At 56.4% G+C, this 12,231-nt stretch carries 11 protein-coding genes; 2 read left to right on the top strand and 9 right to left on the bottom strand.

All coding sequences use genetic code 11. The annotated features are described in order from the left end of the window. Positions 1–69 precede the first annotated feature (69 nt). The 6 genes from odhB to GO984_RS04540 all read right to left on the bottom strand — a co-directional run bounded on the left by odhB (position 70) and on the right by GO984_RS04540 (position 8,356). On the bottom strand, positions 70–1,581 hold the full coding sequence (gene odhB / locus GO984_RS04565; protein ID WP_157021390.1) for a 2-oxoglutarate dehydrogenase complex dihydrolipoyllysine-residue succinyltransferase: 1,512 nt from the start codon (positions 1,579–1,581) through the stop codon (positions 70–72). A gap of 3 nt (positions 1,582–1,584) precedes the next feature. Then, positions 1,585–4,545 carry a 2-oxoglutarate dehydrogenase E1 component gene (locus GO984_RS04560; protein ID WP_157021389.1) on the bottom strand — a complete coding sequence of 987 codons (2,961 nt, stop codon included), beginning with the start codon at positions 4,543–4,545 and terminating at the stop codon, positions 1,585–1,587. Between the two features lie 289 nt (positions 4,546–4,834). Beyond that, positions 4,835–5,716, bottom strand: coding sequence for a succinate--CoA ligase subunit alpha (gene sucD / locus GO984_RS04555; protein WP_157021388.1), 882 nt, complete (start codon positions 5,714–5,716; stop codon positions 4,835–4,837). Positions 5,717–5,728: 12 nt separating this feature from the next. Then, entirely contained in the window at positions 5,729–6,208 is a 480-nt protein-coding gene (locus GO984_RS04550) for a hypothetical protein (protein WP_157021387.1), read from the bottom strand. Positions 6,209–6,260: 52 nt separating this feature from the next. Further along, positions 6,261–7,454, bottom strand: a complete 1,194-nt coding sequence (gene sucC, locus GO984_RS04545; RefSeq protein WP_157021386.1) for an ADP-forming succinate--CoA ligase subunit beta — start codon at positions 7,452–7,454, stop codon at positions 6,261–6,263. Between the two features lie 299 nt (positions 7,455–7,753). After that, complete coding sequence (locus tag GO984_RS04540) at positions 7,754–8,356, bottom strand: TetR/AcrR family transcriptional regulator (protein WP_157021385.1); 603 nt, start codon at positions 8,354–8,356, stop codon at positions 7,754–7,756. Between the two features lie 88 nt (positions 8,357–8,444). Between GO984_RS04540 and GO984_RS04535 the strand changes: the two genes are divergently transcribed. Beyond that, positions 8,445–8,840, top strand: a complete 396-nt coding sequence (locus tag GO984_RS04535; protein ID WP_157021384.1) for a DUF4345 domain-containing protein — start codon at positions 8,445–8,447, stop codon at positions 8,838–8,840. A 73-nt stretch (positions 8,841–8,913) separates the two neighbouring features. Here the strand turns inward: GO984_RS04535 and mdh are convergent, their stop codons facing one another. From mdh to GO984_RS04520, 3 genes are all read right to left on the bottom strand, one after another. Beyond that, on the bottom strand, positions 8,914–9,876 hold the full coding sequence (gene mdh, locus GO984_RS04530) for a malate dehydrogenase (RefSeq protein ID WP_157021383.1): 963 nt from the start codon (positions 9,874–9,876) through the stop codon (positions 8,914–8,916). A 549-nt stretch (positions 9,877–10,425) separates the two neighbouring features. Next, positions 10,426–10,566, bottom strand: a complete 141-nt coding sequence (locus GO984_RS04525) for a hypothetical protein (protein WP_157021382.1) — start codon at positions 10,564–10,566, stop codon at positions 10,426–10,428. A 137-nt stretch (positions 10,567–10,703) separates the two neighbouring features. Next, positions 10,704–11,018, bottom strand: coding sequence for a hypothetical protein (locus GO984_RS04520; RefSeq protein ID WP_245231021.1), 315 nt, complete (start codon positions 11,016–11,018; stop codon positions 10,704–10,706). A gap of 349 nt (positions 11,019–11,367) precedes the next feature. Here GO984_RS04520 and GO984_RS04515 point away from each other — a divergent pair, with 349 nt between their 5' ends. Then, a complete protein-coding gene (locus GO984_RS04515; RefSeq protein ID WP_157021380.1) occupies positions 11,368–12,222 on the top strand; it encodes an HpcH/HpaI aldolase/citrate lyase family protein in 855 nt (284 codons plus the stop codon). Positions 12,223–12,231 lie beyond the last annotated feature (9 nt).

The raw sequence follows: 12,231 nt of genomic DNA, 5'->3' as shown, positions 1-12,231 counted from the left end.
GGGCGCTTCTCGCCCACCCGGCGGTCCTGCGCTGCCCGATGTTGGGAACGGTCGGTCAAAACTAGCCTCTTACAGATCCATCAACAAGCGACGTGGATCTTCCAGCGCTTCCTTGACGCGCACCAAGAAGGTCACGGCGCCTTTGCCGTCGACAACGCGGTGGTCATAGGACAGGGCCAGATACATCATCGGACGGATCACAACCTGACCGTTGATCGCCATCGGGCGGTCCTGGATCTTGTGCATGCCAAGGATCCCCGACTGTGGCGGGTTCAGGATCGGCGAGGACATCAGCGAGCCGTAGACACCACCGTTAGAGATGGTGAAGGTGCCACCCTGCATTTCGGCCATCGACAGCTTGCCGTCACGGGCGCGCTTGCCTTTTTCCGAAATCGCTTTCTCGATATCCGCAAATGACATTGCATCGGCATCGCGGATCACCGGTACAACCAAGCCAGTTGGTGTGCCGGCCGCAACGCCCATGTGGACAAAGTTCTTGTACACGATGTCGGTGCCGTCGATTTCGGCGTTGACCTCAGGCACTTCTTTCAGTGCGTGGCAGCAGGCCTTGGTAAAGAAGGACATGAAACCCAAACGGGCGCCGTGTTTCTTCTCGAACTGGTCTTTGTACTGTTTGCGCAGCGCCATCACCTCGGTCATGTCGACCTCGTTATAGGTGGTCAGCATGGCAGCGGTGTTCTGTGCTTCTTTCAGACGGCGAGCGATGGTCTGGCGCAGGCGGGTCATTTTGACACGTTCCTCGCGGGATGCATCGTCGGCAGCGACCGGAGCACGTGGTGCAGGTGCTGGGGCGGCAGTAGCCGGAGCAGGGGCTGGCGCGGCGGCTGCGGCGGCAACAGCGCGGGCTACGTCGTCTTTCATAATGCGACCGTCGCGTCCGGTGCCAGTGACGGCAGCGGCGCTTAGCCCGGTCTCGGCCATCGCCTTTTCCGCCGATGGCGCATTGGCGACGTCTTTGCCTGCGGCGGCAGGAGCCGCAACTGCAGCATGGGCAGAGGCTGGCGCCGCCGCGACTGCTGAAGCAGAACCCGAGATCACGCCCAGTTTGGCAGTGGCATCCACCGTGGAGCCTTCGGCAGCGGTGATTTCAGTCAGCACACCAGCGGCTGGGGCGGGAACTTCGACAGAGACTTTGTCGGTTTCCAATTCACAGAGCATTTCGTCCTGTGCGACGGTATCGCCGACTTTCTTGAACCAGGTGGCCACGGTGGCTTCGGTCACGGATTCACCTAAGGTTGGCACCATCACATCGGTGCTGCCAGAACCCGCAGCCGGAGCAGCGACCGCTGGTGCGGCTGCTGGCGCTGCTGTTGCAGTTGCACCACCTACGGACAGGGTGGCCAGCAGTGCATTGACGCCGACGGTGTCCCCTTCAGCGGCGATGATGTCGCCCATTGTTCCAGCACTGGGGCTGGGCACTTCTACGGTGACCTTGTCGGTCTCCAGCTCGCAGAGCATCTCGTCGACAGCAACTGCATCGCCGGGCTTTTTGAACCAGGTGGCAACCGTGGCTTCGGTGACCGATTCACCCAGGGTGGGCACACGAATTTCGGTGGTCATGGATCAGTTTCCTTCGATGCTCAGCGCGTCATTCACGAGCGCAGCTTGTTGGGCTTTGTGTTGGCTGGCCAGACCTGTAGCAGGAGAGGCCGATGTGGCGCGTCCGGCATAGACCGGGCGAGTATGTTTGGCGCCGATACGAGTCAGCACCCATTCGATGTTGGGTTCAATAAAGGTCCAGGCACCCTGGTTCTTAGGCTCTTCCTGACACCAGACCATCTCAGCCTGTTTGAAACGTCCCAGTTCCTTGACCATTGAGATGGCCGGGAACGGATAATACTGTTCGACCCGCATCAGGTAGATATCGTCGATACCACGGGCGTCACGCTCGGCCAGCAAGTCATAGTAGACCTTGCCTGAACACAGAACCACGCGCTTGATCTTGTCATCTGCCGCCAGTTGGGTGTCAGAATTGCCGTGCTGAGCGTCATCCCACAGTACCCGGTGGAAGCTGGACCCGGTGGTGAACTCCTCGGTCTTGCTGACCGCCAGCTTGTGGCGCAGCAGTGATTTTGGGGTCATCAGGATCAGCGGTTTGCGGAAACTCCGGTGCATTTGACGGCGCAGGATGTGGAAGTAGTTCGCGGGTGTTGTGCAGTTGGCGACAATCCAGTTGTCCTGACCACACATCTGCAGGAACCGCTCCAGTCGCGCCGAAGAGTGCTCGGGACCCTGGCCCTCATACCCGTGCGGCAGCAGAACGGTCAGACCGGACATCCGCAGCCACTTGCTTTCACCGGACGAGATGAACTGATCGAACATGATCTGCGCGCCGTTGGCAAAGTCGCCAAACTGGCCTTCCCACAGGGTCAACGCATTGGGTTCTGCCAGCGAATAGCCATACTCAAAGCCGAGCACCGCATATTCGGACAGGGCCGAGTCGATGACTTCGTATTGTGACTGACCTGCGCGGATATTGTTCAGCGGGAAATAGCGTTCTTCCGTGTCTTGATTGACCAAGCCGGAGTGACGCTGAGAGAAGGTGCCACGGGTGGCATCCTGTCCAGACAGGCGCACAGGGTAGCCTTCGGTTAGCAAAGATCCAAAAGCCAGTGCCTCAGCCGTGGCCCAGTCGAAACCAGCCCCGTCAGCCAGCATCTGTTTCTTGGCATCCATGAGACGGCCAACGGTTTTGTGTACCGGAATGCCTTCGGGCAGTCGGGACAGCGCTGCACCGACCTCGGCAAAGGTCTCTGGGGAAACCGAGGTTTTACCGCGCTGGTAATCTTCGTCCTTGGTGTCCATGTGTTTCCAGCGACCATCCAGCCAGTCGGCCTTGTTGGGCTTGTAATCCTTACCGGCCTCAAACTCGTCGTTTAACTTGGCCTGAAATGCGGCCTTCATGTCTTCGATTTCGCCTTCGGGGATCAGGCCATCTTTGACCAGGCGCTCAGTATAGAGCGACAGCGTGGTCTTGTGGGTCTTGATCTTCTTGTACATCACCGGGTTGGTGAACATGGGCTCGTCGCCCTCGTTGTGACCAAATCGGCGGTAGCAGAAGATGTCGAGCACGACGTCTTTGTGGAACTTCTGGCGGAATTCTGTGGCCACTTTGGCGGCGTGCACGACCGCTTCGGGGTCGTCACCGTTGACGTGGAAGATCGGCGCTTCGACCACCAGCGCGTTGTCGGTGGGGTAGGGCGAAGAGCGCGAGAAGTGCGGTGCAGTGGTGAAACCAATCTGGTTGTTGACCACGATATGCATAGTGCCGCCGGTTTTGTGACCGCGCAGACCTGACAGGGCGAAACATTCGGCCACAACACCCTGACCGGCAAAGGCGGCATCGCCGTGCAACAGAATTGGCATGACTTGGGTCCGGTCGGCATCCTTCAACTGGTCCTGCTTGGCGCGAACCTTGCCGATGACAACCGGGTTCACCGCTTCTAAGTGCGAGGGGTTGGCAGTCAGGGACAGGTGGACAATGTTGCCATTGAAGTCACGATCCGAACTGGCACCAAGGTGGTACTTCACATCGCCCGAACCATCCACGTCTTCGGGTTTAAAACTGCCACCCTGGAATTCGTTGAAAATGGCGCGATAGGGTTTTTGCATCACATTGGCCAGCACCGACAGGCGGCCCCGGTGTGGCATGCCGATCACGATGTCGCGCACACCCAGCGCACCACCGCGCTTGATGATCTGTTCCATCGCCGGGATCAGGCTTTCTCCGCCATCCAGACCAAAACGTTTGGTGCCCATGTATTTCACATGCAGGAACTTTTCGAACCCTTCGGCTTCGACCATCTTGTTCAGGATTGCCTTACGGCCTTCACGGGTGAACTGGATTTCCTTGCCCAGACCCTCGATCCGTTCCTTCAACCACGAGGATTCAGCCGGGTTGGAAATATGCATGTATTGCAGTGCAAAAGTGCCGCAATAGGTACGTTTGACGATGTCGACAATCTGACGCATCGAGGCAAGGGGCAGTCCCAGCACATTGTCGATAAAGATCGGGCGATCCATGTCCGCATCGGTAAAGCCATAGGTGCGCGGGTCCAGTTCCGGGTGCGGTACGGTCGAGCGCATACCCAGTGGATCCAGGTCTGCCACCAGGTGCCCCCGGATCCGGTAAGCGCGGATCAGCATCAGCGCGCGAATGCTGTCCAGCACGGCCCGCTTGATCGCATCATCGGACACTTCGACACCAGTTTTGGCAGCTTTTTCGGCAATCTTCTTGCCAGCCGCTTTGGTTTCAACCGGAGCTGCCCATTCACCCGTCAGCGCACCTGTCAGATCATCGTCAGGAACCGGCGGCCAGTCATTGCGCGCCCAGGAGGGGCCTTGCGCCTCGGCCTTTACGTCCAGATCGGCGTCGCCCATCTGGCGGAAAAACTCGGCCCATGCCGCATCTACTGCGTTGGGGTCATTGGCGTAACGGGCGTATAGCTGCTCCAGATACTCGGCATTGTGCCCCTGCATAAAAGAGGACGCATGGAAGAGGTCGTTGGGGCTTTGGTCGGTCATTGGGTTACCTCGTGCAGAGTGGGACCGTTGTGTAGGAGACCTAGGGTCATTTGGGGCAGCGTTGCTGCCAGACGTTTCGATTTGGTGAAACGCAAGGTAGATCCTGCGGCAAAAAGAGCCAATTGGGCGCTTTTGGCGACAAGATCTTGGGAAATATGCGGAAATTTGGATGGAGTGGTTGCCCGCCCGGCCACGCCGGGCAGCACCCGCCCGCCCCCAAGGCGGGTGCTTTCGCACCCACCCCGGTCGGGCGCTGCCCTATGAGCATATGCTCGGGCAGACAGCATGATTAGCCGATCGCCTTCAGAACAGCTTCGCCCAGACCGGCGGGGCTGTCTGCAACAACGATGCCAGCGGATTTCATCGCTTCGATCTTGTCTTCGGCTCCACCTTTGCCACCGGCAACAATCGCGCCAGCGTGGCCCATGCGGCGGCCTGGAGGGGCTGTACGGCCCGCGATGAAACCAGCAGTTGGCTTCCAACGGCCTTTCTTCTTCTGCTCAGCCAGGAACTCAGCAGCTTCTTCTTCTGCGGAACCACCGATTTCACCGATCATGATGATCGACTGAGTTTCATCGTCGTCCAGGAACATGTCCAGCACGTCAATGTGCTCGGTGCCCTTGATCGGGTCGCCGCCGATGCCCACAGCGGTGGACTGGCCCAGACCGATGTCAGAGGTCTGCTTGACCGCCTCATAAGTCAGGGTGCCCGAACGGGACACAACGCCAACCGAGCCACGCTTGTGGATGTGGCCGGGCATGATGCCGATTTTGCAAGCATCAGGCGTGATCACGCCGGGGCAGTTAGGGCCAACCAGGCGAGACTTGGAGCCGTCCAGCGCGCGCTGAACACGCATCATGTCGAGCACAGGAATGCCTTCGGTGATGCAGATGATCAGTTCCATCTCGGCGTCGATGGCCTCGAGGATCGAGTCAGCGGCAAAGGGAGGCGGCACGTAGATCACGGAAGCATTGGCTTCGGTAACGTGCTTGGCCTCGTGGACCGAGTTGAAGACGGGCAGGTTCAGGTGGGTCATGCCACCTTTGCCGGGTGTTACGCCGCCAACCATCTTGGTGCCATAGGCGATGGCCTGTTCAGAGTGGAAAGTACCCTGCGAGCCGGTCAGGCCCTGGCAGATGACTTTGGTGTTTTCGTCGATGAGGATTGCCATGTGGCGATCTCCTTAATTAGCTAGCGTCGCAGTGGCCCGGAGGGTCAATTGACCCTTTTCTGCGGAGCCGCTCAGAGTTACGTTTGCATTTTCGTGTGCTTGGAAAGTTCCGAACTGTTGATCAGCTTCAGAGGTGTCGAGTTGTTGGTCGTAGTGATCTGCACCGTTCTTCGTCACAAGGCCGCGAAGAAGACTAAACTCTTCTTCGCTTAAAGTGTGTTCGAAGGTCAGGTCGCATGAGATTTCAGGTTTTCCATACCGGAATGTCATTGGTTGAGACCACTGGACGGCGCCTATGGCATCCAAGTTCAAACCATCCATTTTTTCATCTGGATTGAAACTTGGCGCCATCACACTCTTGCCACTCCAGCCAGAGGTGAATGAATACTGACCTCCGCCCGTCAATTCGTACTGAAATTTTGTAAGGGTGCATGCACGATCAAAATATTCAGCAATTTGCCTAATGGGTGCAGCATTGGCTGCTGCTCCCACCAAGCTGAATTGGGCTGCAATTAGCAGTGAGTGTACCCGAACGCGCAACTGATCAGCCCTTAACCGCTTTCACGATCTTTTCAGCGCCGTCCGACAGGTTGTCGGCTGCGATCACGTCGAGACCAGAATTGTTGATGATCTCTTTGCCGGCTTCGACATTGGTACCTTCAAGACGGACAACCAGCGGAACCTGCAGGCCGACCTCTTTGACCGCGGCAACAACGCCCTCGGCGATCACATCACAGCGCATGATGCCGCCGAAGATGTTGACCAGGATGCCTTTGACCTTGGAGTCAGAGGTGATGATCTTGAACGCTTCGGTGACTTTCTCTTTGGTGGCGCCGCCGCCAACATCAAGGAAGTTTGCAGGCTCGGCACCGTAGAGTTTGATGATGTCCATGGTGGCCATCGCCAGACCAGCACCGTTCACCATGCAGCCGATTTCGCCGTCTAGGGTGATGTAGTTCAGGTCGTACTTAGACGCTTCCAGCTCGTTGGCGTCTTCTTCGCTCTCGTCGCGCAGCTCAGCAATGTCAGCGTGGCGGTACAGGGCGTTGCCGTCGAAAGATACCTTGGCATCGAGCACTTTCAGATCACCAGAGTCGGTAACGATCAGTGGGTTGATCTCCAGCATCTCCATGTCTTTTTCAAGGAAGGCTGTGTAGAGCTGGCCCATCAGTTTGACACACTGCTTGACCTGAACACCCTTGAGGCCCAGCGAGAACGCGATGCGGCGACCGTGGAACGCCTGATAACCCGTAGCCGGATCAACAGAGAACGACAGGATCTTTTCAGGGGTTGCTTCGGCAACCTCCTCGATGTCCATGCCACCTTCGGTGGAGCAGACAAAGGACACTTGAGATGTCTGGCGATCAACCAGCAGCGCCAGGTACAGTTCGGTTTCAATGCCCGAGCCGTCTTCGATGTAGATGCGGTTCACTTGCTTGCCAGCAGGACCGGTTTGGTGCGTGACCAGGGTGCGGCCCAGCATTTTCTTGGCTTCGTCTGCGGCTTCTTCAACTGACTTGGCCAGGCGAACACCGCCCTTTTCACCAGCGTCGGCTTCTTTGAAAGTCCCCTTGCCGCGACCACCTGCGTGGATCTGCGCCTTGACCACCCAAAGCGGGCCGTCCATTTCGCCTGCGGCGGTTTTTGCGTCTTCTGCCTTGAGCACAACGCGACCGTCTGAAACCGGTGCGCCATAGCTGCGAAGGAGGGCCTTGGCCTGGTATTCGTGGATGTTCATCTGAAACTGTCCCGTCTGACTACGATTGTTGTGGTTATACGACGTCATAACCCCAGTGGTTAAAGGGTTATTTTACAAGGGACAGAGAAATAGCTAAGATTTTTCGATTTTGTGATCACGGCCCAGAATGGTGTGATCACATATTACCAAAACGTTCCTAAAACTGATTCGCACGTAACGTTCTTTGAAAGAAAACGTGGTCTCGTTAGGTGCTGTCGCTGGAATGGCCAACAAGGAAATGAAGCACATTCATTGGGCGCGTTTACGGCAAGTGGCCAAGAGTTGGAAATCCTCTGGGATTATGGTGCCTTAACCGGGTCTGCATAGAATAATTTTTGGGTGGTGAGGGCTAGCATTGTCAAATACTTTTTCTGGCTCCAGCCGCAGGCGCCGGTGCTGTGCTCCCAGTTGTGGACGGATAGCATCGTCCATAGCACGTCGGTGGCGTCCTCGGTGTTGAAATCAGGTGAGAGCGTGCCATCGGCATTCAATGCGTCGATTGCGGCTGCACATCCTTCACGCATATCCTGCATACGATTTTCCCATGCGCTGGCGGCTGCTTCGTCCGTCTCACTCATGGATATAAGGACTTTGGCAATCCGATGGATTTCGGGAATATAGTTGCCCCAGGCCGTTACAAATGCCTGTAGCCGATCTCGCCCGGACTGCGCGGTGCGACTGGCAGCGAGACGTGCATCGGTGTCCAGTTTTTCGTCGAGAAAATGGGTTGCAGCGATCAGCAAGTCTGCCCGGTTTTTGAAGTGAAGATAGACCGCTTGACGAGACACGCCTGCCTGCGTGGCAACATCTGACATGCGGGTTTTTGCAGGCGGTTCGGAAAACAAGAGATCAAGCGTGGCCTGTAAAATCTTGGTTCTGGTGTTGGTGTGTGTGGTTGACATGATGTCAAGTCACCCATATTTCGATGATTGTCAACTTTACACAATGTAAAGTGTGTGGAAAATTTTTTGGCAAAAGGAAAATGACAGAATGAAAAATACTATGGGTGAAAAATGGGTTCTGGCTGTTGCTGGCGGTATTGCCCTTGGCATCGGTCTGTTGGTGGGGTTTTCGCCAGTGGCTTTTTACGCGTCGTCTGAAATTGAACTGGGCCACAGTGCCAGCCTGTTGAGTGAAATCAGGGCTCCGGCGATGGTGTTAATTGTCTTTGGCTTAGCGATGTTGGCTGCAGTTGGGGTGCCGAAAATCCGGGCTGCCGTTTTGGTCGCGGCAGCGATGTTATATCTATCGTACGGGATCGGGCGGCTGATCAGCATGGCCATGGATGGGATGCCACATTCCAACTTGCTGGTCGCGATGGCATTGGAAGTCGGCGTTGGTCTGTTGTGTGCCTTCGCTTATTGGCGCCACGTCAAACCAGCATGATGCCATGGAAAAAGGTTCTGACACAAAAAAAGGCCCGCAGGTGCGGGCCTTTTAGACAAATCCGGATGGGTGATTAGCTCAGTGAGCCGTCAATGCCCTTGCAAGCTTCGACCAAACCTTTGACAGCGTTTACAGAATTGTCGAACATTGCCTGCTCATCAGCACTCATTTGGATGTCGACAACACGCTCGACGCCACCAGCGCCAATGACAGTTGGGACACCAACATACATACCGTTCAGACCGAGAGCGCCGTCAACGTAGGCTGCACATGGCAGAACGCGCTTCTGGTCTTTCAGGTAGGCTTCGGCCATCTCAATCGCACTGGTAGCCGGTGCGTAGAACGCGGAACCGGTTTTCAGGTGGGCAACGATTTCGGCACCGCCATCGCGTGTGCGCTGAACGATAGCGTCCAGTTTTTCCTGTGTGGTCCAGCCCATGGATACCAGATCAGGCAGTGGAATGCCGCCCACAGTGGAGTAGCGTGTCAGCGGAACCATAGTGTCACCGTGGCCGCCTAGCACAAATGCTGTGACATCTTTCATCGAAACGTTGAATTCTTCGGCCAGGAAATGGCGGAAGCGTGCAGAATCCAGAACGCCAGCCATGCCGCAGACTTTGGCGTGGGGCAGGCCGGAAAACTCGCGCAATGCCCAAACCATGGCGTCCAGCGGGTTGGTGATGCAGATCACAAAAGCGTCCGGAGCGTGATCACGGATACCTTCACCAACGGACTTCATGACTTTCAGGTTGATGCCCAGCAGATCATCACGGCTCATGCCGGGTTTGCGTGGTACGCCAGCGGTGACGATGCAAACGTCGGCGCCTGCAATGTCGGCGTAGGACTGGGTACCCTTTAGCGTGGCGTCAAAACCTTCGGATGGGCCAGACTGTGAAATGTCCAGTGCTTTGCCTTCCGGTGTGCCTTCAGCAATATCGAAAAGAACGACGTCGCCGAGTTCTTTCATTGCAGCGAGATGGGCTAAAGTGCCACCAATCTGACCTGCGCCAATGAGGGCGATTTTGGGTCGTGCCATGGGATGTATCTCCGGTCCGGTTGAAATTTGCCGGATGCCTACGGCGTTCTGCGCCCTCGCGCAAGAGTTCTGCGCTGCAGCGCGGCGTCGCAGCATCCGGACTGGTTTGTTGCTGATAACGTTAAATAACTTGTAAATTAGAGGGTTACGGGGCCTTGGAAACGATATTGGGGGTAATAATGTTTTTCATTTTTGTGATCACAGTGTGGAACTCAAACGGGCGCATTAGCTGGGCGTCGCATGTATAAAACGGGTTTAAGGCTGTGATTCCCGCGAAGATTGTCGTCCCAAGTCGACGGATGCACCTCAGGGTGCGCATGTTGCAAGGGAGGGGAACGAGAAAAGGCCGATCTGGCGGATCTCAGGAAAGATTGCCGAAGATATGACGCGACAGGAACCGGATGGGGAGGGCAGACTTCATTGGTATTCTTGGAACACTTACAGCGTGGACCTTTGCCGGTAGAGACTGCGTTCCGAATGAAGGTCATGTCTGCGATAACGTTGGAGGCAGCGCAATGTGCATGGCGGAAATGCCTCTGCTGGCGACGGTCATCCGCGAAAGCCGGACCGGGGAGCAATTCGGGAAGTGGCAACGGCGGTGGTGGCAGAAACGGCCATGACAATGGCAGCCCTGGACATACCAACGGCGTCGATGGTGATGGGTCCGCAATAGGTAAAGATGGCGGACACGGCTAACTGTGCCGTTTCTTTCCCGCACCGGTTTGACTGAGGGTGCGGGGGCATCAGGCGCGTGGGGTTTCTGTTAGACCAACCTATAGGTCATGGGGTCGAGCAGAACCCCGCGCGCTGTTCATCAACAATGGCGGTTAAGCGTCGTTGCCCTGTGGGGGCAGTGCTTCGGCCAATTCTTCCCATGACTGTCCGGATGCCACCAGGCATGTCAGTCCATTGGGGGTGGTTACTGTGATCGTCCAGGTGCCAGTATCATCTGACGCAAAGGTTTCGATCACCATGCCCTGTTCGCCTAGGCCGATGCTTTGGCGGCTTTCGCCGTAAGTGGTGGCAAGCCGTTCGACGACAGCTTCGCGCGGGGCGCAATTTCTGTTCTGTTGAGCGGTCGCTTGCTGAGCAACCAGTACAGTGAGCCCGAGGCTCATGGTCAATTTGATCATCGTCTTCATCATGGGTTTTACCCTTTTTCCGGTGTGGCCTGTAACTACGTGAACTTCATCACGCACTACCCTCGATAGTTCCGTAGCGAGCCGGTTTCTGACGTTACGCCGGACCATTGATCCATTCTAAACCACGATCTACGCCGTTCTGGCTGGAAGGAAGTGGGTCCGACTTCCAAAGTGTGTCAAAGATGTGCTGACAATGTCTTAATATTGCGTCCGGGCTATATTTTTAAGGTCTTAGCCATTGGGAACGCTGGCAAAAAAATATCTAATGCTGCGTTGCGGCGAATTTTCTCTTGTAATTTTGTGACCGAATCGTTACCGATTTCGCAACTTTACAACCTGGAGACATGCTATGGACACGCGCTCGCGCCCCTTTCGATCGGTACTTTACATCCCCGGGTCAAAATCTAGGGCGCTGGAAAAAGCCAAAGTCCTGCCGGTTGATGCGGTCATCTTTGATTTGGAAGATGCCGTGTCTGTCAGCGAAAAAGAGGCCGCACGCGAGACACTGGCGCAGGCCTTGGCGGCAGGGGGCTACGGCGCCCGAATGCGGATTGTGCGGATCAATGGGCTGGATACCCAATGGGGCAGTGACGATGCCAAGGCTGCCGCACAAATGGGGTGTGACGCAATTCTGTTGCCCAAAGTATCGGATCCGGCAGATTTGGATGCGCTGGCCGCGATCACGGGTGATGTGCCGTTGTGGGCGATGATGGAAACGCCACGGGGTATGCTAAACGCTGCTGCCATTGCTGCGCACCCAAAATTGCAGGGCATGGTCATGGGCACCAATGATTTGGCGAAAGAGCTGCAAACACGGTTTCGCCCAGACCGCTTGCCAATGATGGCAGGGCTGGGTCTGTGTTTGCTGGCGGCCAAGGCCGAGGGACTGGTGATTGTTGACGGCGTCTACAACGCGTTCAAGGATGCTGAAGGGTTGGCAGCAGAGTGCAGTCAGGGTCGTGATATGGGGTTTGATGGCAAAACACTGATCCACCCGGCGCAAGTAGATGTGGCCAATACCGCTTTTGCGCCCTCGGCGGAGGAAATCGACCTGGCCAGCCGCCAGATCGTAGCCTTTGACGAGGCTGAAGCCGCAGGGCAGGGGGTTGCTGTCGTGGACGGAAAGATCGTCGAAAACCTGCACGTTGCAACCGCGCGCGAGATAATCGCGAAAGCGGATGCAATTGCCGCAGTTTCCGCCTAGGTGTTAACT

Origin of the sequence: Parasedimentitalea huanghaiensis (genome assembly GCF_009753675.1) — a bacterium.
GTDB classification, from domain to species: Bacteria; Pseudomonadota; Alphaproteobacteria; order Rhodobacterales; family Rhodobacteraceae; genus Parasedimentitalea; species Parasedimentitalea huanghaiensis.
The sequence above is the reverse complement of the archived record's forward strand: the minus strand, read 5'-3'. Positions and strand labels throughout refer to the sequence as shown.